Source organism: Streptococcus sp. HMSC062D07 (genome assembly GCF_001814215.1).
GTDB classification, from domain to species: domain Bacteria; phylum Bacillota; class Bacilli; order Lactobacillales; family Streptococcaceae; genus Streptococcus; species Streptococcus infantis_I.
Genome location: NZ_KV815334.1, coordinates 33,728 through 59,416, shown reverse-complemented (window position 1 = coordinate 59,416; position 25,689 = coordinate 33,728). Strand labels below are relative to the sequence as shown.

25 protein-coding genes, 1 pseudogene and 1 riboswitch are annotated in these 25,689 nt (G+C 41.2%); of the genes and pseudogenes, 4 read left to right on the top strand and 22 right to left on the bottom strand.

Annotation, left to right across the window (positions count from 1 at the left end; all coding sequences use genetic code 11):
- Positions 1 to 64 precede the first annotated feature (64 nt).
- The 4 genes and pseudogenes from HMPREF2957_RS06995 to HMPREF2957_RS06980 all read right to left on the bottom strand — a co-directional run.
- Positions 65 to 739 carry a LiaF transmembrane domain-containing protein gene (locus tag HMPREF2957_RS06995; RefSeq protein WP_070678426.1) on the bottom strand — a complete coding sequence of 225 codons (675 nt, stop codon included), beginning with the start codon at positions 737 to 739 and terminating at the stop codon, positions 65 to 67.
- Between the two features lie 4 nt (positions 740 to 743).
- Entirely contained in the window at positions 744 to 1,190 is a 447-nt protein-coding gene (locus tag HMPREF2957_RS06990; protein WP_004250544.1) for a LytTR family DNA-binding domain-containing protein, read from the bottom strand.
- A 118-nt stretch (positions 1,191 to 1,308) separates the two neighbouring features.
- Positions 1,309 to 1,812, bottom strand: a complete 504-nt coding sequence (locus HMPREF2957_RS06985; protein WP_070678423.1) for a phosphatase PAP2 family protein — start codon at positions 1,810 to 1,812, stop codon at positions 1,309 to 1,311.
- Positions 1,813 to 1,925: 113 nt separating this feature from the next.
- Positions 1,926 to 2,078: pseudogene (locus tag HMPREF2957_RS06980) on the bottom strand (ABC transporter ATP-binding protein); the annotation flags it as partial.
- 356 nt (positions 2,079 to 2,434) lie between these two features.
- Between HMPREF2957_RS06980 and HMPREF2957_RS06970 the strand changes: the two are divergent.
- Positions 2,435 to 3,106: a CD20-like domain-containing protein gene (locus HMPREF2957_RS06970; protein WP_070678417.1), complete on the top strand. Its 672-nt coding sequence runs from the start codon at positions 2,435 to 2,437 to the stop codon at positions 3,104 to 3,106.
- A gap of 44 nt (positions 3,107 to 3,150) precedes the next feature.
- On the opposite strand, the gene HMPREF2957_RS06965 is transcribed toward HMPREF2957_RS06970, so the two are convergent.
- Both HMPREF2957_RS06965 and HMPREF2957_RS06960 read right to left on the bottom strand, forming a co-directional pair.
- Positions 3,151 to 3,867, bottom strand: a complete 717-nt coding sequence (locus HMPREF2957_RS06965) for a YebC/PmpR family DNA-binding transcriptional regulator (protein WP_004250532.1) — start codon at positions 3,865 to 3,867, stop codon at positions 3,151 to 3,153.
- Positions 3,868 to 3,964: 97 nt separating this feature from the next.
- Complete coding sequence (locus tag HMPREF2957_RS06960) at positions 3,965 to 5,335, bottom strand: MATE family efflux transporter (RefSeq protein WP_070678414.1); 1,371 nt, start codon at positions 5,333 to 5,335, stop codon at positions 3,965 to 3,967.
- 108 nt (positions 5,336 to 5,443) lie between these two features.
- On the opposite strand from HMPREF2957_RS06960, the gene HMPREF2957_RS06955 reads away from it, so the two are divergent.
- Positions 5,444 to 5,998 carry a GNAT family N-acetyltransferase gene (locus tag HMPREF2957_RS06955; RefSeq protein ID WP_070678410.1) on the top strand — a complete coding sequence of 185 codons (555 nt, stop codon included), beginning with the start codon at positions 5,444 to 5,446 and terminating at the stop codon, positions 5,996 to 5,998.
- 47 nt (positions 5,999 to 6,045) lie between these two features.
- On the opposite strand, the gene recA is transcribed toward HMPREF2957_RS06955, so the two are convergent.
- From recA to HMPREF2957_RS06925, 6 genes are all read right to left on the bottom strand, one after another.
- Positions 6,046 to 7,194, bottom strand: a complete 1,149-nt coding sequence (gene recA, locus HMPREF2957_RS06950; RefSeq protein ID WP_070678406.1) for a recombinase RecA — start codon at positions 7,192 to 7,194, stop codon at positions 6,046 to 6,048.
- 54 nt (positions 7,195 to 7,248) lie between these two features.
- Entirely contained in the window at positions 7,249 to 8,505 is a 1,257-nt protein-coding gene (locus HMPREF2957_RS06945; protein WP_070678403.1) for a competence/damage-inducible protein A, read from the bottom strand.
- Between the two features lie 76 nt (positions 8,506 to 8,581).
- Positions 8,582 to 9,631, bottom strand: a complete 1,050-nt coding sequence (brpA, locus tag HMPREF2957_RS06940) for a glycopolymer--peptidoglycan transferase LytR (RefSeq protein WP_070678401.1) — start codon at positions 9,629 to 9,631, stop codon at positions 8,582 to 8,584.
- 4 nt (positions 9,632 to 9,635) lie between these two features.
- Positions 9,636 to 10,157 (bottom strand): GNAT family N-acetyltransferase, encoded by a 522-nt coding sequence (locus HMPREF2957_RS06935; protein ID WP_070678397.1) that lies wholly within the window; start codon positions 10,155 to 10,157, stop codon positions 9,636 to 9,638.
- Positions 10,147 to 10,590: a tRNA (adenosine(37)-N6)-threonylcarbamoyltransferase complex ATPase subunit type 1 TsaE gene (tsaE, locus tag HMPREF2957_RS06930; protein WP_070679037.1), complete on the bottom strand. Its 444-nt coding sequence runs from the start codon at positions 10,588 to 10,590 to the stop codon at positions 10,147 to 10,149. Before tsaE ends, HMPREF2957_RS06935 begins: the two co-directional genes overlap by 11 nt.
- 89 nt (positions 10,591 to 10,679) lie before the next feature.
- Positions 10,680 to 12,101, bottom strand: coding sequence for an NCS2 family permease (locus HMPREF2957_RS06925; protein ID WP_006149223.1), 1,422 nt, complete (start codon positions 12,099 to 12,101; stop codon positions 10,680 to 10,682).
- Between the two features lie 193 nt (positions 12,102 to 12,294).
- On the opposite strand from HMPREF2957_RS06925, the gene HMPREF2957_RS06920 reads away from it, so the two are divergent.
- Positions 12,295 to 13,107, top strand: coding sequence for a Cof-type HAD-IIB family hydrolase (locus HMPREF2957_RS06920; protein WP_006149640.1), 813 nt, complete (start codon positions 12,295 to 12,297; stop codon positions 13,105 to 13,107).
- Between the two features lie 136 nt (positions 13,108 to 13,243).
- Here the strand turns inward: HMPREF2957_RS06920 and HMPREF2957_RS06915 are convergent, their stop codons facing one another.
- From HMPREF2957_RS06915 to uvrA, 10 genes are all read right to left on the bottom strand, one after another.
- Positions 13,244 to 13,669, bottom strand: a complete 426-nt coding sequence (locus tag HMPREF2957_RS06915; RefSeq protein ID WP_070678394.1) for an SP_0198 family lipoprotein — start codon at positions 13,667 to 13,669, stop codon at positions 13,244 to 13,246.
- 84 nt (positions 13,670 to 13,753) lie between these two features.
- Positions 13,754 to 15,004, bottom strand: coding sequence for a bifunctional folylpolyglutamate synthase/dihydrofolate synthase (locus HMPREF2957_RS06910; RefSeq protein ID WP_070678391.1), 1,251 nt, complete (start codon positions 15,002 to 15,004; stop codon positions 13,754 to 13,756).
- 260 nt (positions 15,005 to 15,264) lie between these two features.
- A complete protein-coding gene (locus HMPREF2957_RS06905; protein WP_000017624.1) occupies positions 15,265 to 15,570 on the bottom strand; it encodes a DUF1292 domain-containing protein in 306 nt (101 codons plus the stop codon).
- Between the two features lie 15 nt (positions 15,571 to 15,585).
- Positions 15,586 to 16,005, bottom strand: coding sequence for a Holliday junction resolvase RuvX (gene ruvX, locus HMPREF2957_RS06900; RefSeq protein ID WP_070678388.1), 420 nt, complete (start codon positions 16,003 to 16,005; stop codon positions 15,586 to 15,588).
- Between the two features lie 3 nt (positions 16,006 to 16,008).
- The gene (locus tag HMPREF2957_RS06895; RefSeq protein ID WP_004250500.1) at positions 16,009 to 16,275 is read right to left on the bottom strand and encodes an IreB family regulatory phosphoprotein; all 267 of its coding nucleotides are present in this window, start codon (positions 16,273 to 16,275) and stop codon (positions 16,009 to 16,011) included.
- Positions 16,276 to 16,372: 97 nt separating this feature from the next.
- Complete coding sequence (locus tag HMPREF2957_RS06890) at positions 16,373 to 16,945, bottom strand: SP0191 family lipoprotein (RefSeq protein WP_070678385.1); 573 nt, start codon at positions 16,943 to 16,945, stop codon at positions 16,373 to 16,375.
- Positions 16,946 to 17,005: 60 nt separating this feature from the next.
- Positions 17,006 to 17,404: a transcriptional regulator Spx gene (gene spx / locus HMPREF2957_RS06885; protein WP_006149601.1), complete on the bottom strand. Its 399-nt coding sequence runs from the start codon at positions 17,402 to 17,404 to the stop codon at positions 17,006 to 17,008.
- A gap of 135 nt (positions 17,405 to 17,539) precedes the next feature.
- Positions 17,540 to 20,200 (bottom strand): magnesium-translocating P-type ATPase, encoded by a 2,661-nt coding sequence (gene mgtA / locus HMPREF2957_RS06880; protein WP_070678382.1) that lies wholly within the window; start codon positions 20,198 to 20,200, stop codon positions 17,540 to 17,542.
- A gap of 298 nt (positions 20,201 to 20,498) precedes the next feature.
- Positions 20,499 to 20,652, bottom strand: a riboswitch (M-box (ykoK) riboswitch).
- Positions 20,653 to 20,705: 53 nt separating this feature from the next.
- Complete coding sequence (locus HMPREF2957_RS06875) at positions 20,706 to 21,767, bottom strand: M24 family metallopeptidase (protein ID WP_070678379.1); 1,062 nt, start codon at positions 21,765 to 21,767, stop codon at positions 20,706 to 20,708.
- A complete protein-coding gene (gene uvrA, locus HMPREF2957_RS06870; protein WP_070678375.1) occupies positions 21,760 to 24,591 on the bottom strand; it encodes an excinuclease ABC subunit UvrA in 2,832 nt (943 codons plus the stop codon). The genes HMPREF2957_RS06875 and uvrA overlap by 8 nt, the downstream gene beginning before the upstream one ends.
- A 142-nt stretch (positions 24,592 to 24,733) precedes the next feature.
- Between uvrA and HMPREF2957_RS06865 the strand changes: the two genes are divergently transcribed.
- Complete coding sequence (locus HMPREF2957_RS06865) at positions 24,734 to 25,678, top strand: magnesium transporter CorA family protein (protein WP_004250490.1); 945 nt, start codon at positions 24,734 to 24,736, stop codon at positions 25,676 to 25,678.
- Positions 25,679 to 25,689: the final 11 nt, after the last annotated feature.

Here is a 25,689-nt window from a genome sequence, read left to right as displayed (position 1 = left end):
CACCACATACCGTACTATGTTATCACACTTTCTCCATTTTGGCAAGGGAATTGGAAGACTTTTTTTATTTGACGTAGACGACACCAAGTTTCCCGAAAGCTACGTCTCCACGGATAATCAAGGTTTTGCTGGTTGGGGCTACAGGAGCATCTGCCTTAGCTACTCCACAAGAAGTCTCCACCTTCAGGTCCACTCTCCAGTGTTGGGGCACATAGATAACTGCATTCCCTAAACTAACTTCTACCTTCAAGGTTGCACTATCGCCTAACATCTCTGCATTGTCATAATAAATCTTAGCATTTCCACAGCTAACTTCAAACTGGTCTTCTACCAAGTCTTGGTCCTGTTTGTAAAAAGTTCCACTACCAAAGGAAACTTCCTTTTCTGTTAGAATGGTCTTTTCAGCGTCATACCACCATTTTTTCTCGTTCCATGTTTTGTTCGAATTAGTCAACATGCCAACTCCGAGAACGATTAGCACTCCCGCCCAGAACAATGATTGATTGGGAATCGGTAAAATGTCATAAAAATGATTAGCAATCATGAAGGCTACTAGGGCTGTAAAGGAGGCTGAAGTGAAATGACGACGAAGAATTGCCTCAACTGATTGATAGGCAAAAAATCCAATACCAATCAAGGGCCAAATGTGCCCCCCAAGAGAAGGGATTCCAAAATTCCCCTGTAACAATACTAAAGCTGCCAATACTAGCAACACAATACCAAATGCTTTCTTTTTCATGTTCTTACCTCATGTTTCTTAGATTTTCTTTTAGGAGGGATTGGTAGTGCCGTGACACGTGAACCTCCTTGTGGGTTTGATAAAAGGAAATAGTGCCTGTCCCTGAGAAGGACTTGTCCACCGAGTAGACTTGCCGAATATTGGCAATAGTCGACTTGGATACCCGACTGAAATAGCGGGGCAGAATGGACTCTAACTCATAGAGTTTAAGTCGAACCTCGTAGGCCTCTTTCTGGGTATGGGCGTAAATCTTGCTACCTTCCGTCTCAAAGAAGAGGATTTCTGCCAAGTCTAAGTAATACTCACCCGTCCCCTTGTAAAAGATCAACCTAGGAGCCTTGGTTTCTTGCAAGAGTCGTTGCAAGTCAGCTATTTCATCTGTCAGGGCTGCAGCCTTGATGACAATCTCTGTCTCAGTTAATTCACTATCAATCTCGATTCGTAACTTCATCCTATCTCCTTTCTGCATCTACTATACCAAAGGCCAGAAGACTTTACAAGGGCAAAAAAGCAAGTGGTCACTTTTGACCCGTAAGTGGTTACGAGGCCAAGCCCACTTGCTTTGCTTTTTAGAAAATAAAGAAAAAAATTCCCAATAGGAGGCCACAGGCGTAGCCAACTAAAACATCCTTTGGATAATGAACACCTCCTAAGACTCGCACAAGACCGAGAAGAGCTGATAAGACCAATAAAACCAACCCCACAGGAAGATTTGCATGCAAGCAAGCCATGGAAATGATGGTTGCCGAAAAGACGTGGCGACTAGGCATTGAATTCCCAGAGCTGTCCTTATCTAGTAGCGGGACAATTTCCCAAGTTTCATAAGGTCGTGGTTGATTGATCCACTTACGAACTAGCGTCAATAGGAGAAAGCCTAAAGCTGGAACTAAAATATAGGCAGAAAGTTCTTTCCCAACCCCTTTACTTACAAAGTTTGTTCCCAACAGTGTCAAGTAAGCCAAGGGCATCAGAACTGTCATCATGCGATTAAAGACTCGCATCAATTGCAATAGTTGTGGGTGTCGAAGAAGACTTGATTTCCTCTTCTCGTACCACTCTTGATAGTTTTTCATCTGTTTTCTCGTTGTTTCTAGATTTTACACAAGAAGCCTGACAGAACGAGTCTGCTAGCATCTCCTACTCTAGTATAGTGCAGAAAAAGAAGGCCGTCAAGCCTTCTTTTGATTTATTCTTCTGCTTCGTCTTCTGTAAATTGACTATTGTAGAGGTCTGCATAGAAACCAGCCTGAGCCATAAGCTCTTCATGATTGCCTTGCTCGATGATGTTTCCTTCTTTCATGACCAGAATCAAGTCAGCATTGCGGATCGTTGACAATGACTCCACCACTACTGCCCAAATCCAGTATTCTGACATGCCAAGGATTTTCCCAATGGCCCAAATAGCCATGATAGGACCACGAGTGACCACTTGGAGTCCCATGGTAAAGAGCATTTGAATCTGCGTGATATCATTAGTCGTCCGAGTCAATAGACTGGGGATTGAAAAACGTTTAAAGACCAACATCGGTTTATCCATTCTTTCTCCCTTCTAAGTAAAAATAGTTCTCATAAGAACATTTAAGTTTCAATGAGAACTATCTAAGCAGAAATTGACATCAGCTCTTATTTTATCTATAATAAACACTATCTCACACCTATAAGAATACACCCTGATTAGAAATGAGAAACTTACAAATGAAACATAAAGAAGAGAAAATTTTAGGAATCTTTGCCATCATCTTTGGAACCCTGGCCCTTCTTGGTTCCTGGCTACCAATCATTAGCATTTTAGCCTTTTTCTTTGCCATTATTGCTATCGCCCTAGGCATTTTTGGTATCGGCCTTAATCTCAAAAATCGTAAAATATTGGCTATCATCGGAACAAGCCTAGGTATTCTATCCATTTTTCTTGTCTTAATGACGCAAGTATTACCTTCTGGTGTCTTTACTGACTTGGCTAAAAACTTTCGTCACCCCTACAGAAGTCTGACCTCTTTAACGGAAGATGAGAAATTTGGAAAATCACCAGATTATAGACATGATGAAGAGGATATCAAAGATACCGATACCTTCTCTTGGACCCAGGAGCAGTTCGATGCTTTGATAGAGGGAGACACTGCAAACAGAGGAAAAGGTGGCTCCAACTACAAAGATATCATCAGCAAGCATGGACTACCAGATTCTGAAATTGAGTCAACCTCAGGTGACTACGACATTAAGAAAATCACCTATCTATCCCTCGGTTCAAACACCAAGACAGTTGTACTCACTTTCGCAAAGCAGGAAAACGGCCAGTTTCTTCTCATCCGTAAATTTGCCCTAGGCTTGGATAGAAAAGAGCAAACTGATGATGGAGTGAAAGTTTAACATAACAAAAAAGCGAACAGATATTAAGCCTGTTCGCTTTTCTATTAGAATCCATCTACATTGGTATAGATTTTTTGGACATCTTCGTCGTCTTCAAGTACGCTGTATAGTTTTTCGAATGTTTCTAAATCTTCACCTGACAACTCAACTTCTGATTGAGGAATCATCTCAAGTTCTGTTACTTGGAATTCTTCGATACCAGATTCACGCAAAGCCACAATAGCTTTGTGAAGGTCAGTTGGAGCTGTGTAAACAGTGATTGTTCCTTCTTCTGCTTCTACATCGTCTACATCGACATCTGCTTCAAGCAAAAGCTCAAAGATCGCATCAGCATCATCACCTGCAAAGACGATAACACCTTTGTTGTCAAAGAGGTAAGATACAGAACCTGAAGCTCCCATGTTTCCGCCGTTTTTACCAAAGGCAGCACGGACATTGGCAGCTGTACGGTTAACGTTTGAAGTCAAGGTATCAACGATCAACATTGAACCATTTGGCCCAAACCCTTCGTAACGCCCTTCTGTAAAGGTTTCGTCTGTATTTCCTTTAGCCTTATCCAAAGCCTTATCAATAACGTGTTTTGGCACTTGCGCTTGTTTGGCACGATCGATAACGAATTTCAAAGCTGAGTTTGATTCTGGATCTGGATCACCTTTTTTAGCTGCTACATAGATTTCTACACCAAATTTTGCATATACTTTAGAGTTAGCTCCATCTTTAGCCGTTTTCTTGGCTACGATATTGGCCCATTTACGTCCCATTAGGAATCTCCTTTTTTCACATTTTAATCTTTCTTATTATAACACAAGTCTAGTCGATTTTCACTAGAGGAAATGGATTTTTCTTTTATAAATGAAGCTAGGATTGTCCGCCGACAGCCAAGATTTTCTTGCCTTCTTTTATCCAAGGGTGCTGAGAGAGTGAGATATAAAGCTGTGCAGTCATAACCAGCCAAAGTAGCGGTTCACATAGAATCACACCTGTATAACCTGCCCAAGGAATAATCCAAGCGACGAAAACAATTTTCCCGATAAACTCGATAAAACTAGATATGAGGGGTAAGAGTTTTTGACCGAGTCCCTGCAAACTATTTCTATAAATCAATAAAAGACTCAAAAACGGATAGAAAACAGAACTAATACGTAGGTACAAGGTTCCATTTTCAATCAAGTAACCATCTGTTGAACTCGCTAAGAAAGAAACTAGGCTAGGACTTGCAAAAAATAGGAACACACAAGCAAAGGTTGCCCAAGCCATACTCAAATAGCTCCCTAGACGAAGACCTTGGACGATACGATCTGGACGTTTTGCCCCAAAGTTTTGAGAGATAAAAGTCGTCATCGAAGCCGAAATAGCCGTCATTGGCAATAGGGCAAAGGCCATGATTCTACGCGCTGCCGTTTGAGCGCTGATAATCACTGCTCCAAAGCCATTAACAGAGGATTGCAAGATGACGCTTCCGATAGAGACAATTGACCCCATCAAGCCCATGGCTAGACCTTGTTCCAAGAGATCCACATAAAGATCCTTATTCCATTTGAAATGTTTGAGACCTGGAAGAAGCTCTGGAACACTCTTGCGAATATAGAAATAACAGAGGATTGCTGACAAACCTTGCGAGATAATGGTTGCAAGACCCGCAGACTGAACTCCCAACTGCAATTGTGTAATAAAATACAAATCCAGAATCACATTAACGATAGCTGAAAAAATAAGGAAAGCAAGCGCAGCAAGGCTATCACCAATTGAGCGCAGTAATCCTGCAAAGAGATTGTAAGCAAAACTAACTCCCACACAGCTAACAATCATGGAAATATATTCATAAGATTGGGGGAGAATTTCTGCAGGTGTTTCGAGATATTGTAAGAGCGGATAAAGGCCGAAGAACCCCATCAACATGACAAGACCACTCAGGATAGCACCTAAAATCCAAGTCGCAGCTACAGCTTCTTTAATTTTAGCAAAATTACGAGCACCGTAAAGACGGGCAATAACAACTCCCATCCCATTTCCGACTCCGAGGGCAAATCCAATAATCAAATCAAAAATGGCTGTCGTAGCTCCGACTGCCGCCAAGGAATTTTGTCCTAAAAAACGCCCAACAATCAAAATATCAGCTGTATTGTAGAGTTGCTGAAAGATGTTGGACAATAGAATCGGTAAAGCAAAACTAATCAGTGAAGGAAGGATAGGACCATGAATTAGGTCCACCGTTGATTTTTTATTCATATGGCTATTATATCAGCTTTCAAGTTGAGGAACAAGGGAGTTTCCTTAAGAAAGCGTTGCCTATATGTATACAATCTGGTATAATCGTGACAGAAAAGGAGGGTATGTATGAGCTTAACAAGTCAGTTAATTACAGATGTATTCCCAGACCTTGAGAAAGTGGAACAATTAAACAAGGAAGCCTTCCCTGAAGAAGAACGCGTCTCTTTGGAGGAATTTTTAAGTTACCAGGATAGAGATGACGCCCACTTTTTCGCCTTTTATAACGAAGAAGAATTTGTTGGATTTGCTTTTGCTATCGCTAACCAAAAAGCATTCTACATCAGCTTTTTTGCCATTATGCCCCATCTCCGCAGTCATGGCTACGGGAGAGAAATCATTGAAAAACTCATTGATTTTTACCAGCGTACCATGATTCTTGAAGTGGAGCGATTGGACGAAGACTGTGATAATCTCGAACAACGAAAGGCCCGCATGGACTTCTACTTGCAAAATGGCTTTAAAACTGCCAACGCCTTCTTGGAATACGAGGGAATGAGCTTTGAAATTCTCTATCGTGGCGACCACTTTGATGAAGAGGCCTATCGGAACATCTTTCAAAAATTGCAAGAAGAGAACTACTTCGACTTTCGCATCGAATACCGACGCTTTAGTGAACACTAGTCAACACAAAATAAAAAAAGTAGCAGTTTTTCTGCTACTTTTATTTTTTATTCTTCAATTTCGATTTCAAGAGCATCGCCCAAATCAAGAGTCACTTCTTTGTTAGAGTCCGTATCAGCTACTGAAGTTGCTTTAGAACCTTCTTCCTCTTCGATCAAACCATATTGAACACGAACTTGGTGGTCGATTTCATCAAAGATTTCTGGGTGATCTGCCAAGTATTTCTTCGCATTTTCAGAACCTTGTCCGATTTTTTCACCCTTGTATGAGTACCAAGCACCTGCTTTTTGGATAATATCCAAATCACTAGCAATCTTCAAGAGTTCACCAGTTCTAGAAATCCCTTCACCATACATGATTTCAACAAGAGCTTCTTTGAACGGTGGAGCAACCTTGTTTTTCACAACTTTGATCTTCGTTTCTTTACCGACGTTAGTATCTTTTTGGTCGCCAGTTCCCTTAATTTGTGTGCTTCCACGAACGTCTAAACGAACTGAAGCATAGAATTTAAGGGCGCGCCCACCAGGAGTTGTTTCTGGATTACCAAACATAACTCCAACCTTTTCACGCAACTGGTTGATGAAGATTGCAATTGTTTTTGTCTTATTGATAGAAGCTCCGAGTTTACGCATAGCTTGACTCATCATACGAGCTTGAAGACCAACGTGATTATCTCCGATATCTCCATCGATTTCCGCACGAGGAACAAGAGCTGCAACCGAGTCAATAACGACAAGGTCAACTGCACCTGAATCAATCAATTTCCCTGCAATTTCAAGACCTTGTTCACCTGAGTCTGGTTGTGACAAGAGTAATTCGTCAATGTTCACTCCAAGTGCTGCCGCATAAGCTGGATCCAGAGCGTGCTCCGCATCGATAAAGGCGGCAATTCCGCCTTCTTTTTGCGCCTGTGCTACAGCGTGAAGGGCTACTGTTGTCTTACCTGATGATTCTGGACCGTAGATTTCAATGATACGTCCCTTAGGATAACCACCTGAACCAAGTGCAATATCAAGGGCCAAAGAGCCTGAACTCATCACTTGTACTTTTTGCTCTGCTCGTTCACCTAAACGCATGATTGAACCCTTACCGAAGTCTTTTTCAATCAATTTAAGCGCATCATTCAAAGCTTTTTCACGGTCAGCTCCAAATTTTTTCCCAATTTCATCTAATTTTTTTGTTGGTTTTTTCGCCATTTTGTTCTCCTATATTTTAATGATTCTAAGAACCTTCTTCTATTATATCAAAAGTCAGTCACTTAATAAAGCTTTGCGAACTAAGTTAAAAGCATGCATGACTGCAATTTTACGAACATCTGCTCGACTTCTTCCAGCTATATTGACCTGAACAACTTCAGTGCCTGATGCTTGAGACAAACCGATAAAAACTGTACCTGCAGGATGCCCTTCTAGACTATCCGGACCAGCCACACCTGTCAAGCTAACTCCAAAGTCCGACTGGGTTTTAAGCCGTGATTGCTCTGCCATTTTTTCCGCCGTAAAGGCTGACACTACTCCATGTTTTTCCAACTCTGCTTGTGGAATATCTAATATCTTAGCTTTTTCTTCTAGACTATATGTGACAAAACCACCTTTGAAGATAGCTGACACTCCCGAAAAGTCTGCAAGAGTTGCTTGAAAAAGCCCTGCTGTCAAACTTTCCACAGCCGTTATGGTTTTATGCTGCTTTTTCAACTCCTCAACAACTACACTAGCTAGACTCGTTTCCTCACCATAACCATAGCAAATATCCTTTAAAGCAACACCTTCAAAAGTCTGGCGGGCAAGAATTTGAACCTCAAGACGATCCAAAGATTTTCTTGCTTCTTCTTGACTAGTAGCCTTGGTAGACAAACGCAGAGTCACTTCTCCCGTTTTTGCATAAGGGGCCAAGGTTGGATCTGTCTGCTCTTCAATCAAATCCGATAGAATCGTTACTAGCTGGCTCTCGCCAATGCCAAAGAAACGAAGCACACGTGAGTACAACTTAGCTCCAGTTGTCAATCTTGGCAACAGTTCATTTAAAACCATGGGTTTCAGTTCACTTGGCGGCCCTGGTAGGACGACATAGGTCACGCCAGCTACCTCAATCATGCCTCCGACTGCTAGTCCTGTTTCATTAGGTAGCGGGATCGAACCCTCAACGATTTGAGCTTGGCGTTCATTATTTGGAGTTCGGGCATAGTCCGGTCGATGAGCAAAAAACTCATCTAGCTTAGCCTGTGCTTGAGCATCAAAAGTTAAATCACGCCCTAGAAAATGGGCCAAGGTTTGTTTGGTCAAATCATCCTCTGTCGGTCCCAATCCTCCTGTTAGGATAACCAGATTGCTACGATTCTTAGCAATCTCCAACAAGGATAAGAGACGAGCCTCATTATCACCTACAGCCGTTTGGAAGTAGACATCAACACCGATTTCAGCCAACTTTTCAGATAAAAACTGAGCATTGGTATTGACAATTTGACCTGTTAGAATCTCTGTTCCAACAGCTATGATTTCCGCTTTCATTTTTTCCTCCTACCTATCTATTCGGATTTCTTTGAAAAAATCGCAGGAAAATTCCTACGATTTTAGTATTCATTTCTTATTGTTCTGGTTGTATTTGTTGCTCTTGATTTACAACGGAACCAGCCGTTTGTGGCAAATGACCATAAATATTTTCATACAAGACTACATTTGTCTCCAATTCGGTAACTTCTGGTTTGCCCAATGAACGACGTAAGAGATTTTGCATTTCTAACATATGCTCAGATGTCACGATTTGGTAAGATGTCCCATCAATCATTGCATCCTCTCCACGCAATTGCTGAGACTCAATATTCTTAAAGGAATCTTGGTAGCCCATCAACTGAGGAATCGTTGTTGTCGTAATCTCGATATTTGTCTGCATGTTATCGCTAAGAGCCTTCAAAATTTCTTGGTAGTGGCTGACACTATTCAAACTAAGAATTTTTTCAACAATCTTTTGGATAACTTCGCGCTGACGTTTCTGACGACCGTAGTCTCCCTCTGGATCCTGATAGCGCATGCGTGAATATACTAGCGCCTCGTCACCATTTAGGGTTTGTTCCCCAACACCGATAGAAATCGTGTTAAATGGTTCCTGGTCTTGGATAGAGATTGGGAAACCTAGAGTGTTGTTTACTGTGATACCTCCGACAGCATCAACCATTCTTTGAAGACCGTGCATATTGACCATCACATAGCGGTCGATATGGATATTCATCATTTTTTGAATGGTCGAAATGGCAAGCTCTGCCCCACCATCAGCATAGGCAGCGTTGAGTTTAGCTTCTCTAACACTACCATCTGGTTGTTGGATTTGTGTCAGAATATCACGTTCCAAACTCATCATAACGACTTTCTTGGTTTTCGGATTCACTGTTACCAAGATCATTGAATCACTATTTCCTGCCCATGGGTCTGTACGTTCAACATTCCCCGTGTCAACCCCCATCAATAGGATTGTCAATGGTTCAGTTGCCTCGATAACCTTGGTTTCTTCTCCGATTTGTTTATAAGTTTTGGCTAAAGTCTGTGTACTTTGTTGGTAGATAGTATAGGCATAAGCTCCCACACCAAGCACTGTCACAAGAACAAAGCCTAAAAACATTCCGATTATTTTTTTTGCCATACATTTATTCGTCTATCAGTCGACCCATCAGGTAAACATCAAGAAATTCTCCTCCTTCTATACAAGCGCCGCGTTCCTGTTGGCCTTCAATGATGAAGCCCAGCTTTTTATATAGATGAACAGCTGCCAGATTTCGTTTTTGAACTGTCAATTGTAAACGTCGAATACTTCCGCTCGATTGGGCCCATTCAATAGCTTCTTCCATCAAGATACTACCGAGACCATTTCTCCAATAGGCTTTTTTAATACCCAAAAAGATATCCCCAATATGCCGAACTCGCGGACGTTGATCAGCCGTTATATTGATCACTCCTGCCAATTCTTCATTCAAATAAGCTAGTAAAGTAATCTGATTATCCGACTGGGCCTGCTTGTTAATAAAACGCTGCATCTCAGATTCACTCATTGCAATTCCATTTTCATCCAGACTGGTAAAGCTAGATTCATGACCAATCTGATCCAAAAGTGCAATAAGTTCTGTAGCATCCTCAACTTCTGCTTCACGAATTAATAAATCATACTCCATTCGTAAGCCTCTTCAAAAGTTCTGTCGCTCGTTGACCATGATCATGAAAGACAACTTCACGTCCCTCACCATCTTTAAGAATTTCTAATTCCAGATAGTCTGATGGGAGAGCCTCGCCTAATAGGTGTCCCCACTCAATAACCGTCACACCTGAACCAAAAAGAAATTCATCAAGGTCGATTGAATCTGCATCTCCTTCGATGCGGTAAACATCCAAGTGATATAAGGGTAGGCGGCCTTCATATTCTCGAACAATGGTATAAGTAGGACTTTTGATCATTTGATGAATTCCTAGTCCTTTAGCCAGACCTTTTGTTAATGTGGTTTTTCCAGCACCTAATTCACCAGTTAAAATCAATACATCATTTTTTTCAAGTAGACTACCCAACTCTTGTCCAAGAGCGATTAGTTCATCTTCATTTTTTGTGTGCATGCTATTATTATACCAAAAAGTTTTCTTTTGCGACATTTCTAGTAATAAAAAAAGAGGAGTTTCCTCCTTCTTTTTTTAAGTTTTTATCATTAGTTAAGAGCCATGCTGATGTAGTTCAAGATGAACAGAGCGTCTAAAATCCAAATCATCACATGCACTTCCTTAACTTGACCTTTAACAATCTTCGCTAAAGTGTAAGTTAGGAAACCAACGGCAATTCCTTGTGTAATGGAGTAACTGAATCCCATAAAGATAGATGTGAAGAAGGCTGGAATAGCTTCTGACATATCATCCCAAGGAATGTTTTTCAAGTTAGAGAGCATCATAATTCCGACGATAATCAAAATTGGTGCTGTCGCAGCTGAAGGCACAATGGCAAGAAGTGGGCTAAAGAAGCTTGATAGAGCAAAACAGATAGCAACAACTAAGGCTGTCAATCCAGTACGTCCACCAGCACCGATCCCTGCTGCTGACTCAATATAAGTTGTAACGTTTGATGTACCTGCAATGGCACCAACTGATGTCGCCACCAAGTCAGAATATAGAGCCTTATCCAATTTAGCTGATTCATTGTTCTCACCACTTGATGCGATGATCCCAACTTTTTCACCTGTACCGATAAGAGTACCAATTGTATCAAAAATATCAGTCAATGAGAAGGCAAGAATGGCCATCAAGGTTTCAGGTAAACGTGAAGTATTTGAAATCAGAGAACCCAAACCTTCTGAACCAAGGGCTGCACCAAATAAAGTTCCTAGGTCGTTAACTGCTGCTGAAAGATTGTTGCTAGCAAAATCGATTCCTGACAAATTAACAAGACCAACCGCAATCGCAAGAACTGTCGTTGTTAGAATAGAAAGGATGATCCCACCTTTAATACCTTTGACAACAAAGAAGATCGTAATAGCAAGACCTGCAATAGCTACCAATACTGCTGGAGTATTGAAATCTACCAATCCTGGAACAGCTGCTGCATTTGCAGTAATCGCTGCTTGAGCCTTATCTGCTCCTTCACCTGCTACAGTATAAGTACCGGGGTCAATTGAGAATTTCAAAAGGCCAGCATTCTTGATACCAACATAAGCAAGGAAAACACCAATACCAGCTGAAATTGCTGAACGAAGTGTTGTAGGAATAGACTCAATGATCATTTTACGAACATTTGTTAATGTGATAATCAGTGAAATAATCCCACAGATGAAGACCATACCAAGAGCTTCTTTCCAAGTATAGCCCATTCCGAATACAACCGTAAATGTAAAGAAAGCATTAAGTCCCATACCTGGAGCTTGTGCGTATGGCAAGTTAGCATAGAAAGCCATCATCAAAGTTCCTACTACAGAACCGATGATTGTTGCCAAGAATACACCCTGAACAGGCATTCCTGTTTGCGAAAGCATTTGAGGGTTTACAAAGAGAATATAACTCATTGCAAAGAAAGTTGTTAAACCAGCAAGCACCTCTGTACGGACATCTGTCCCGTGCTCTTTTAGTTTAAATAATTTGTCCATTTTTAATCTCCTTTGTCATTTTACGAACAATATGTCTATTATATCATTAATCATTCATCTTTTCAAGGTATTTTTACTGAATTATAAAAATCTTATCCGATGCTATTCTTCGTTTTACTTATTGTCAGCTTTTCTAGCCACTTTTTGATATAATAGAAAACATCTTATCTGAAACTAGATTCGGGAGGATTTTATGACTAAAAAAATGATTGCCGTCGATTTAGACGGAACTCTACTCAACTCTGAAAGCAAACTTTCTGACTTTACTATTGAAACAATTAAGAAAATCTCTAAAAAAGGCCACCAAGTCGTTATTGCAACTGGTCGCCCTTACCGAATGGCCAAAGATTTTTATAACCAACTTGAACTCGAAACGCCTATGATTAACTTCAACGGTTCACTTACTCATCTGCCCGGTAAGACTTGGAAACATGAAAAGTGTCTGACTGTGGACAAAAAATACCTCTTGGATATCGTAAAACGAAAAAAGGAGATTGAGGCAGACTTTATCGCTGGTGAATATCGTAAAAAGTTTTACATTACGGCCCCAGACCAAGAAATCGCCGATCCCAAATTATTTGGTGTTGAAAACTTTCGCCCTGAAAATCAATTCAAGTCTGACTTAGTGACCAAGGGGCCTAACTGTATTTTATTACAAACTAGGGCCGACGATAAATATGCACTAGCAGAAGAGATGAACAGCTTTTACAAACACCAACTCAATATTAACACTTGGGGTGGCCCTTTGAACATTCTAGAATGTACTCCAAAAGGTGTCCACAAGGCTTTTGCCCTCGAATACCTTCTCAATGTCATGAATATCGACAAACAGAATTTGATTGCCTTTGGTGACGAACACAATGACCAAGAAATGCTTTCTTTTGCAGGTAAAGGCTATGCTATGAAAAATGCAAATCCTGCTCTCTTACCTTTCGCAGACGAGCAATTACCATTAACCAATGAAGAAGACGGAGTCGCTCACTTTTTACAAGAACGATTCCTATAAATCATAACCTATAAATCAGTAGTTCTATACTTTTGGCTAAAATACGGGCCATTGAGTAAAGAACTTTTTTTCATATAATTATCCATAAAAAAAGGATTTGCACCTGTTTTATCCAGATCCAAATCCTTTAAAATATCTATTTTTTTAAAACAATACGATCTGAAACCTCACGGTCCATGTCGTCGATAATAATCTGGTTCTCTTCTGCCACATAAATCTTGACGTCGTCTCCGATGATGACTTTCTGATTTTCTGGTTCAAAGGTTACCTTCTTAACTTCCTGTACTCCATCCGCTTCCACTTCTGTCCACGTTCCGGTATTACCAGTAACGACAAGCGTAATGCTATCACCCTCGTCCTGCCCCTTATAGGTACCATCCATATTGACGGTTGTAGCATTCGTAGCGCTAGCTGTTGTTGACTCAGATACCTGACTTGTTATCACTTCTGAACTAGTGCTTGCTTGTGGTGTCGAAGTTGTTTGTTCTTTTGTTGAACAAGCAACTAAAAGACTAAGACTTGCCAAAGTGGCAAGAGAAAGTGTGATTTTTTTAAATGACATAATAGCTCCTTTCTTTTGGTGGCTAAAAGTAGCAAAAGCTGCTGAAACATTCCACCTCAACTATATCAAATAAGGGAAGGGAGGTCAATCAATAGATTCATAACCCATGAGGTATGCACGGACCTCTGATATAAAGTAGAGAGAACCTGTCACAAACAGTAACTCTTTCTCCCCTACAGAACTTTCAAAGCCATCTAAAAACTCTCGATAGGAAGCAACCTTCTGATAATCTCCCAAGTCCTGCTCCTCCAAGGAACCCTGATAGTCAAAACTCGTAACATAGAGAGCTACATCAGGTAAATGCTCTGTTAAATAAGTAAGCATTCCACTATAATCTTTCCGCTTTAGGGCACCAAATAAGATTTGAGGCTGATACCCTTGCTGGATTTTTTCTTGGATAAACTCAACCAAACGCTCTAGAGCTGGTAAATTGTGAGCCCCATCTAGATAGATGTGCTCAGTGACAGTTTCTAGTCTTCCAGCCCATTTAGTAGCTTGCAAGGCAGCACGTACTGCTTCTTGATCTACTTTCTCGTCTCTTTGTGCCATAAATAGTAGAAAAGCCTGCAAGGCAAGACCTGCATTTTCCTCCTGATATGCTCCCTCCAGTCCCAATATTAGGTGGTTAAAGTCAGCTAGAGAAGAAGAAAAGTTCCCATTTCGGAAAGAAAAATCTTTATTAGCTTGGTAGAGACTTACATCCAAATCAGTGGCTGTCCTTTGACAAACGAGTTGGGCTTCCGGTGCTAAATTTGCAATCACAGCTGACTTCCCGGGCTTAAAAATTCCAGCTTTCTGCTCTGCAATTGTTACTAGACTATCGCCCAAGGTCTCCTGGTGATCGAGGCCGATTGATGTGATGATTGCAATTTCTCCTGTCACGACATTGGTAGTATCAAGAAGTCCACCTATCCCAACTTCCAGTAGGACCAAATCTACTTTTTGCTCTTTAAAATAAAGCAAAGCAATCAAGGTCAACAACTCAAAAAAAGATAGCTGATCGTGGGCTTCTAAAAGTCTTTGCTCCATTGCTTTGACTTGATCTGCTAAACGAATAAAATCTGCGTTCGAAATGGGTTCGCCATTGATACAAATACGATCATGGATGCTAACAATGTGTGGCGAAGTAAAGGTCCCAACCTTCTTGCCATGAGAAACAAAGAGTTCCCTCATAAAGGCAATGGTTGACCCCTTCCCATTAGTACCCGTTACATGGATAATCGGATAGGTTTGCTCAGGATTCCCCAGTAAATCTACTGCTCTTTGCATCCGTCCCAAGCCTGATCTAAAATTCAATCCAATTCGACTATGGAGCCATTTTTCTACTTCAAACATGCTTATCTCCTTAACAAAAAAGCGAAGATTCTCTTCGCTTTTTACTGTTTTTGCTAGTTCCTAGCTAAATTTTATTTTAGTGGGGGGCTAAAAACGTCCACTGGACTTACCAGCTCTCTCTTATTCCAAGGAGCTGGGGTGATACAGTCTCCCAGACTACCTGCGTTTCTATTTTCTAGCGCAGGGCTAAAAACATCCTCCGGATGTTCCAACTCTTTCTAGTTTCTAGGAGTTGGGCTAAAAACGTTCCCCGAACGTTTTTACTCCTCCATAAAGCTGTTGAAGACTTCTTCAATCATGTTCCATTCATCTTCTGAATCTTCAGGGATTGGTTGCAATTCACCTTCAGTTCCATCTTCATTTTCGATGAATGAGTATGCTTGGATTTCAACTTCACCGTTTTCATCTTCTTCTGCATTAACTGGTACAAGAAGAACATAGTTTTTACCAAATTCTTCTTTTCCGTCAATAGTCAAAAGGATTTCAAATAAAGTTTCGTTTCCTTGCTCATCTACAAGTGTAATAAGTTCACGTTCTTCGTGATCGTGGTTGTGATCGTGTGACATAGTTTCTCCTCTGTCTTAAAATTTTCTATCTAAATAATTTTGCAAAATCAACTGAGCTGCTAATTTATCAATAACTTTTTTACGCTTATTGCGACTAACATCTGCTTGCTCAATCAACATGCGCTCAGCAGCAACCGTGGTCAGGCGCTCATCCTGGTACTCCACTGGCAAGCCAAAGAGTTCTTCCAGTTTTGCTCCATACGCTTGACTGGCTTCCACCCGAGGTCCACTGGTATTGTTCATATTTTTAGGTAAACCAACAACAAAGCGCTCTACCTTATAGGTGTCAACCAATTCCTTGAGTCGTTCAAAGCCGAACTCTCCTTGATCTTCATTGATTTGGATGATTTCGAGCCCTTGTGCTGTAAACCCTAACGGATCGCTAATCGCTACTCCTACTGTTTTGGAACCAACGTCCAATCCCATAATTCTCATTGGTTATAGATCGACTCCTTGTCCCTTAAGGTAGTAGCGGACCAATTCTTCAACAATCTCATCGCGTTCGTATTTACGGATTTGATTTCTTGCGTTATTGTAACGAGGAACGTAGGCTGGGTCTCCACTGAGAACATAGCCCACAATTTGGTTAATAGGGTTATACCCCTTCTCATTTAATGAAGCATAGACTTCTGTCAATGTTTCACTAATTTCTTTTTTATTGGAATCATCCAATTTAAAACGTACGGTTTCTTCAGTAAATCCCATTCTAACACCCTCTTTCCTTAGAATAGTACTATTATAGCACATTCACAGCCATTCTACAAATGACACAGCCTGATTTTGCTGATTTTCTGTGACTTCCTTACTGGACAGTCGCGCCACTTGCAACTCGATTTTCAATATATTCTTCTGGTTCGTTTTTTAGTAGATTTTCTAATCCCACATTTTTTAAATATTCGCTTTCGCTTGCCTTTTTAACGTCTAGAACTTGAAAATCATAACTTGTTTTTGTTTCAATCTCGGTTTCACTTAAAAGATTGGTTTCAAGGTTAAATCCAGGAATTTTCCGTACTTCTTGGACCGATTCATCCTTGTCTTCTCCTTCTTTCAATGCCTTTTTTGCTTCCTCTAATCCATGCTCTGCAATAAAGTTCTTGAGGTCTTCTGAAACTTGTCGTTTTTGCTGAATCGTTAAGGTCAAGAACTGTTTGCCCTTATAGGTAATGGTCTGGGTTTGTTGAACCCCATTTTCGTCAGCAGGTAGAACAAGCGTCTTTGTTACAACTGTATTGTTATTGGCATTTTCTAGAACAGGCAAAGTTGATTGAAGAGCTTCTGTCGTTGTATCTTTAGAAGGTGCCGCAGACTCTTTTTTCTGTCCACAGCCAGCTAGCAAAAATAGGAGCGCAACTGTACCGATAACTATCTTCTTCATGTTCGTTTTTCCTTATTTACCTATCAAATAAGGCCAGGAGTCACTCCCAGCCTTTATGTTTTATAGTGCTGCACGTAAACGTGCTTCTGCATTTTCTACATTGCGGACAGAGCGTGGCAAGAAGGCACGAATGTCATCTTCTTTATAGCCAACTTGTAAACGTTTCTCGTCAACAAGAATTGGACTTTTTAGGATACGTGGTGTTTCCATTATTAAGGTGAGCACTTCATTGACACTCAAATCTTCGATATCAACTCCAAGAGCTTTAGCGTAGCGATTCTTTGATGATACAATGCTCGCAATTCCATTGTCTGTTTTTGTTAGAATATCTAATAATTCTTCTCTAGAAATCCCCTCTTTACCGAGGTTTTGTTCTTTATAACTTAACTGGTGGGCATTGAGCCAGGTTTTCGCTTTTTTACAGCTAGTACAACTTGAGACTGTATAAATTTTGATCATGTACCTACCCCTTTCGCTACATGTTACTATCAGTTTATTCTATTATACCATAAAAAACATCCGACTTGCGACCTATTTTTAAAAAAATTTAACTTTTTCCCCAGTTTTCTATCTTTTTTCTTGACAAAAACCGAACTATAACCATTCTTTGTACTTCCTAATGTAAAATTTCTTAATAACTGTGACGCTAAACATGTACAAGAAAATAATACAGGTTAGGAAGAAGAAATAAGGAAGTCCTAATGGAGCTAAACGAAGAATATTTACTAGCGGTCCATAAGGCAGACTAGTTACGAAAATTGCGGCAATCAAGGTTGTCAAAATCACAAGCCAAGCTGGTCTGCTTTGTACAAAAGGAACTTTTGCTGTACGAAGCATATGGATGACCATGGTTTGAGACCACATAGATTCGATGAACCATCCTGTTTGGAACAAGATAATAAACTGAAGGGCAGATTCAGAACCATGAACATAATGATAACCTGTCACCAAAGGAACAATGATAAAGTAGAGGAAGATAAAGGTCAAAATATCAAAGATAGATGATATTGGACCCATCCAAACCATAAATCGCGTAATGGATTTTGCTTCCCATGTATGGGGTTGTTTTAGGAAGTCTTGATCCACGTTATCAAACGGCAATGCCACACAAGATAAATCGTAGACTAGGTTTAGGACAATGAGATGAACAGGAGCCATTGGTAAAAATGGCAAGAAAATACTTGCAACAAGGAGTGAGAAGATATTCCCAAAGTTTGAACTAACGGTCATCTTGATGTACTTGGTCATGTTGGCGTAGACCTTACGGCCTTCAACGATACCAGTTTCAAGGACCATGAGATCCTTGTCTAGCAAAATAACATCTGCTGTTTCTTTGGCAATATCCACTGCTGTATCTACAGAAATACCGACATCTGCCACCTTCATAGATGGGGCATCATTAATACCGTCACCCATATAACCAACTCCATGACCATTTCTCTTTAACTGTAGAATGATACGCGCTTTTTGGTCAGGTGACAATTTAGCAAAGACTGTTACTTTTTCAACAACTTCTGCCAATTCTTGGTCTGTCATTTGGTCGATATCAGCTCCCAAAAGAATATGTTCAACATCCAAACCAACCTTTTCACAGATGGCTTGGGTTACTTTTTCATTATCCCCAGTTAAAATTTTTGTTTTGACACCATGCTCAAGTAGAGCTTGAATAGCGGGTGCTGCAGATGGTTTTGGTGGATCCAAGAAGGCAAGGTAACCTGTAAGGATCATGTCACTTTCATCAGTCACAGCATAGGCATAATCTTCACGTAGACCTGACTTGTAACCAACACCTAATACACGTAAACCTTGACGGTTTAATTGACCAACTTCTGCCAGTACTTCTTGGCGAATACCTTCCGTAATAGGGATTATTTCTCCACGATATTCCACATGTGTCGAAATGGTCAACATTTCTTCCAAGGCGCCTTTGGTCACCATACTAACAACATTGCTATCATCTTTGACGATAACACTCATGCGTCTACGTTCAAAATCAAATGGTAGTTCGTCGATTTTTTGGAAGCTGGTGTCTAGATTTTGTAGGATAACATGTTCCTTGGCTTCTTTTTCAGTTCTACTGATGATGGCACGGTCCATCAAGTTCTTCAAACCTGTTTGAAAATGTGAATTTAGATAAGCTCTTCTTAAGACTGCCATATCCAAATCACCATGGATATCCAAAGGGTATTCTAGGACAATCTCATCTTGCGTTAGAGTTCCAGTTTTATCCGTACATAGGATATCGATTGCTCCTAAGTCCTGGATAGCATTGAGTTTTTTGATGACCACCTTTTCCTTGGCCATGATAATGGAACCTTTGGCCAAGCTGGCTGTAATAATCATTGGCAGCATTTCTGGTGTCAGTCCGACACCCACGCTCAAGGCAAATACTCCCGCCTCTAGCCAGTCTCCATCGGTTAATCCATTTGCAAAAAACACAATCGGAACCATGACAAGCATCAAGCGGATCAAGAGCCAGGAAATGCTGTTCATTTCACGTTCAAAAGAAGTTGGCTCATCATAGGTGTTAAGAGTTTGCTCAATAGCTCCCATCATGGTGTCATCCCCAACTGCTAAGACCATCGCTGTAGCACTTCCTGAGATAACGTTTGTCCCCATAAAGGCCAAGGATTCTGCTTCTAAGAGGCTATCCACATTTTGACCAGTGGCTTTATTTAAAGCTAGCTTTTCAACTGCATCACTTTCTCCAGTCAAACCTGACTGTTGAACGAAAAAGTCGCGGGATTCGAATAAGATAACATCTGCCGGAATCATGTCTCCAGCGCTCAATTTCACGAGGTCTCCCACAACCAACTCATCGATTGGCAACTCTTGTTCAAGACCATCGCGAATAACAGTTGCAGTGTTGACAATCATTTTTGAAAGATTGGTTGTCGCCTTGTCGCTCCGCAACTCTTGGACAAAACGGATGCCTCCTGAAATCAAAATCAAGACAACGATAATAATAGAGGTCGTAGGGTCCTCTTGGCCAGGTTTGGCAAGCCAAACGTTTGTAACGAGAGAAATAAAGGCAATCACAAGCAAAATGATTGTGAAAGGATTGATAATGGACTCATAAATCTTTTTAAAGATGGAATCCTCTTGACCCTTGGTAATAGTGTTTTCACCATATAGGTCACGGTTTTCTTCAACTTGTTCTTGGTCTAAGCCTTTTAGACTTGTATTGTAAAAAGCTAGACTATCTTTTAATGGAGTTTGAATAGCTACTGCTAGTCTTTCTTTTGTAGTTTTCATTGGTTTCTCCTATCTGTATGAATAGTGATTTCATACTCAATGAAAATCAAAGAGCAAACTAGGAAACTAGCCGCAGGCTGTACTTGAGTACGGCAAGGCGACGTTGACGTGGTTTGAATTTGATTTTCGAAGAGTATCATACACAGAGACCAATCACTTTATAGGGACAGAACGACACAAATCAGCGATTGGGTGTGTATGTGCGGTTCTGGATGATCGTCAATTTGCATCGTTTGTCTCCTTTCTTTGTTTTAAAACAGCAGAAAATCCTGCCATAAAATGGCAGGACTAAAAAACTGATTATCTGTTTTCGTTCAAGCTTTAACTCCATAGGGCGATGTAATGAGCTTAGTCTTGACCTTCGCGACCAGGACTGTTGACCAACGAGTAGTGTCTCCACTGCTTTGCGGTAGTCATCCGTATCCCTATGGTAGCCTCACCTACCGTTTTCGCCTTTCAGTATAAACCTTTAACTAGTAAAAGTCAACGATTTATCTCATTTTTCTTAGATTACGATTAATTCTTTTGGAGCAAGGGTTAATAACTCACAACCTGTATCTGTAATCAAGATATCATCTTCAATACGAACTCCGTATTTACCTTCAATATAAATACCAGGTTCATCAGTCAAGACCATACCAGTTTTGATAACTTCTTTGGAAGTTTGGCTAAAGTAAGGTTCTTCGTGGATATCAAGTCCGATACCGTGCCCGATACCGTGAGTAAAGTATTCTCCATAGCCTGCTTCCACAATAATATCACGAGGGATTTTATCAAAGTCACGGAAACCTAAGCCATCCTTAGCTTGGTCAATCAGAGCTTGATTAGCCTTCAAAACGGTGTTGTAGATTTCTGCTTGTTCGTCGCTGACATGGCCTAGGTAGATGGTACGAGTCATATCACTCACATAATGCTCGTAAAGGCATCCAAAGTCCATAGTGATAGCTTCGCCTAGTTCTACTGGCTTGTGCATTGGGTGAGCATGGGGTTTAGAAGAGTTGATGCCACTCGCTAAGATTGTGTCAAAAGACAAACCTGCCGCTCCCAGCTCACGCATACGGAAATCAAGGAAGTTGGCAATTTCAATTTCAGTCTTCCCTGGCTTGATAAATTCAAGGGCATCGTGGAAAGCTTGGTCTGATATTGAACAAGCCTTACGAATAGTTGCAATCTCTGTCTCGTCCTTTATCATACGAAGCGCTTCAACAAACTGTGTCTGAGGAATTAATTCCAAACCTTCAAAAGCGGCTTGCATGCGGTGGTAATAAGAAACCGAGATTTCATCTTCAAACCCGATACGAGAAAGACCCATGTCTTTTGCAATTTTTGCGATAGTAGCCAACTCGTCACGTTCTGCAAAAATCTCAAAACCAGTTACTTCCTGCTTAGCAGCGATGATATAGCGGGCATCCGTCACCAAAATTTGACGGTCACGACTGATAAAGACTGTTCCATTTGAACCCCAAAATCCTGTCAAATAGTAGACATTTTTAAGGTTATTGATAATGATTCCATCTAGTTCTTTTTCTTGCATTTTATCGAGAAATGCTTGCACACGTTTATTCATGATGTAACTTTCCTTTCAAATACTGTCCTGTATAGCTAGCTTCATTGGCCGCTACTTCCTCTGGTGTTCCTGTTGCGATAATGGTTCCGCCACCGACACCGCCTTCTGGACCTAAATCTATGATATGGTCTGCTGTTTTGATGACATCCAGATTGTGCTCAATCACGAGAACTGTATTACCATCATCTACAAAGCGAGACAAGACCTTTAGTAGACGCGCGATATCCTCGGTATGAAGACCAGTTGTCGGTTCATCTAGAATGTAGAAGGACTTACCGGTCGAGCGTTTATGGAGCTCACTAGCCAGCTTCATACGTTGAGCCTCTCCGCCAGAAAGTGTCGTAGCTGGTTGTCCCAAGGTCACATAACCTAGTCCTACATCCTTGATCGTTTGGAGTTTGCGTTGAATTTTCGGAATGTGTTTGAAAAATTCCACCGCATCGTTGACGGTCATATCTAAAACTTGCGAGATATTTTTTTCTTTATAATGAACTTCTAGGGTCTCACTGTTGTAGCGGGTTCCGTGGCAGACTTCACAAGCTACGTATACATCTGGCAAGAAGTGCATTTCAATCTTGATAATACCATCACCCGAGCAGGCCTCACAGCGACCGCCCTTGACATTAAAACTAAAACGACCCTTCTTATAGCCACGAATCTTGGCTTCATTTGTCTGAGCGAAGAGGTCACGAATATCGTCAAATACACCTGTATAGGTAGCAGGGTTAGACCTCGGTGTTCGTCCAATTGGACTCTGGTCAATGTCTATCAGACGATCGATATGCTCAATCCCTGAGATAGTCTTAAACTTTCCAGGTTTATCTGAATTGCGATTAAGCTTTTGAGCAATGGCTTTTTTGAGGATGCTGTTAATAAGTGTCGACTTCCCTGAGCCAGAGACCCCTGTCACCGCAATGAATTTCCCGAGTGGGAAGCGAGCAGTGATATTTTGCAAGTTATTCTCACGCGCACCTGTCACTTCGATAAAGCGACCATTGCCTATACGGCGTTCCGTCGGTACTGGAATGGCACGTTTTCCTGATAGATACTGTCCTGTAATGGACTTACTGTTTCGAGCCACCTGCTTAGGCGTTCCTGCTGCGACAATTTCTCCACCAAAGATACCCGCTCCAGGACCAACGTCAATCAGATAATCGGCTTCTCGCATGGTATCTTCATCATGTTCTACTACGATCAAGGTGTTTCCCAAATCACGCATCTTTTTCAGACTGGCAATCAGACGGTCATTGTCCCTCTGGTGAAGACCGATAGACGGCTCATCAAGGATATAGAGAACTCCTGAGAGATTGGAACCAATCTGGGTTGCCAAGCGAATACGCTGACTCTCCCCTCCTGATAGGGTTCCTGCCGAACGAGAAAGGGTCAGATAGTTGAGTCCGACATTATTGAGGAAGGTCAAGCGGTCTTTGATTTCTTTAAGAATAGGACGAGCGATGATAGCTTCATTTTCAGATAGGCTTAGTTGATCAATAACCTCCAAATGGTCTGCGATGGAGAGGTCTGAAATTTCTCCAATATGAGGGGCTTTCTCTCCTCCTACACGAACGGATAAGGCCTGATCATTGAGGCGATAACCGTGACAAGTGCCACAAGTTAGCTCATTCATATAAAGACGCATCTGTGTGCGGGTGTAGTCGCTATTGGTTTCATGGTAACGTCGCTTAATATTCCCTATAACACCTTCAAAAGGAATGTCGATATCACGAACTCCGCCGAATTCATTTTCATAGTGGAAATGGAACTCTTTACCATCTGAACCATAGAAAATGAGATTCTTATCCTCCTCTGACAAGGTTTCAAAAGGAGTATCCATGTCCACTCCGAAGGCTGTCATAGCTTGTTCTAGCATATTTGGATAATAGTTAGAAGAGATAGGATTCCAAGGCGCTAAGGCTCCCTCACGAAGGGTCTTGCTAGCATCTGGTACGACTAAGTCCGTATCAACCTCTAGCTTGATCCCTAAACCATCACACTCGCTACAAGAACCAAACGGAGCATTGAAAGAGAAAAGACGAGGTTCTAGTTCTGGAACTGTAAAACCACAGACTGGGCAGGCATAGTGTTCTGAGAAGAGCAACTCTGAATCATCCATAGTATCAATAACTACATAACCTTCAGCGATACGAAGCGCTGCTTCAATCGAATCAAAGAGTCGACTACGGATACCTTCCTTGATGATAATACGGTCTACCACCACATCGATGGTGTGTTGTTTATTCTTTTCAAGTTCAGGAACTTCGGTCACATCATAGACAACCCCATCGACACGGACACGAACATAACCATCCTTTTGAATCTTTTCAATCAGAGTCTTATGTTGCCCTTTTTTCTTACGAATAACAGGAGCCAAAATCTGCAGACGCTGGCGCTCTGGCAATTCCAAAACCTTGTCGACAATCTGTTCAACAGAAGAAGCCTTGATAGCCCCATGTCCATTGATACAGTAAGGTGTTCCTACACGAGCATAGAGGAGACGGAGATAGTCGTTGATTTCCGTCGTAGTACCGACAGTCGAGCGAGGGTTTTTACTAGTCGTTTTCTGGTCAATAGAAATGGCAGGGCTGAGACCATCGATAGAGTCCACATCTGGTTTTTCCATATTGCCCAAAAACTGACGAGCATAGGCTGATAAACTCTCTACGTAGCGGCGTTGCCCCTCTGCATACAGGGTATCAAAGGCAAGACTCGACTTGCCCGAACCCGACAGCCCCGTCACCACAACTAGCTTGTCACGTGGAATTTCCACGTCAATATTTTTTAAATTATGGGCGCGTGCCCCATGGATGACAATCTTATCTTGCATGTTACTTCTTTCTAGTCCATTGTTGCTTTCCATTATACCAAAAAAAGTGAAATTCTATTACCAAAAAAGCCGATTTTGTAGTATAATAGTACGGTGCTAAAAATCACTGAAACACGGATTAGATTAGGAAAGGATAGGAGATATGAAACAAGTCTTTCTCTCAACAACAACTGAATTTAAAGAGATCGATACGCTCCAACCGGGCACTTGGATCAATCTCGTCAATCCTACCCAGAGCGAATCGATGGAAATCGCTTCTGCTTTTGATATTGATATCGCTGACCTCCGTGCACCACTCGATGCGGAAGAAATGTCTCGTATTACCATTGAAGATGAATACACTCTGATCATCGTAGACGTTCCCATTACCGAGGAGAGAAATAACCGCACCTACTATGTGACCATTCCCTTGGGGATTATCATCACAGAGGAGGCTATTATTACTACTTGCTTGGAACCTCTCCCACTTCTAGATGTCTTTATCAATCGGAGACTTCGAAATTTCTATACCTTCATGCGTTCACGCTTTATCTTCCAAATCCTCTACCGCAACGCTGAAATTTATCTGACAGCCCTTCGTTCAATCGAACGCAAGAGTGAGCAAATCGAAACCCAACTTCACAAATCTACTCGAAACGAAGAATTGATTGAACTCATGGAGTTGGAAAAGACCATCGTCTACTTCAAGGCCTCTCTTAAGACAAACGAGCGCGTGATTAAAAAATTGACCAGTGCAACTAGCAATATTAAGAAATACCTTGAAGACGAAGACTTACTTGAAGACACCTTGATTGAAACGCAACAGGCCATCGAGATGGCGGATATCTATGGAAACGTCCTTCACTCTATGACAGAGACCTTTGCCTCTATCATTTCAAACAACCAGAACAATATCATGAAAACCTTGGCCCTCGTGACCATCGTTATGTCTATCCCGACCATGATTTTCTCAGCCTACGGAATGAACTTTAAGGATAATGAAATTCCTTTAAACGGAGAACCGCACGCTTTCTGGCTCATCGTCTTTATCGCCTTTGCTATGAGTGTTTCCCTCACTCTTTACCTCATCCATAAAAAATGGTTCTAACAGGAGTTATT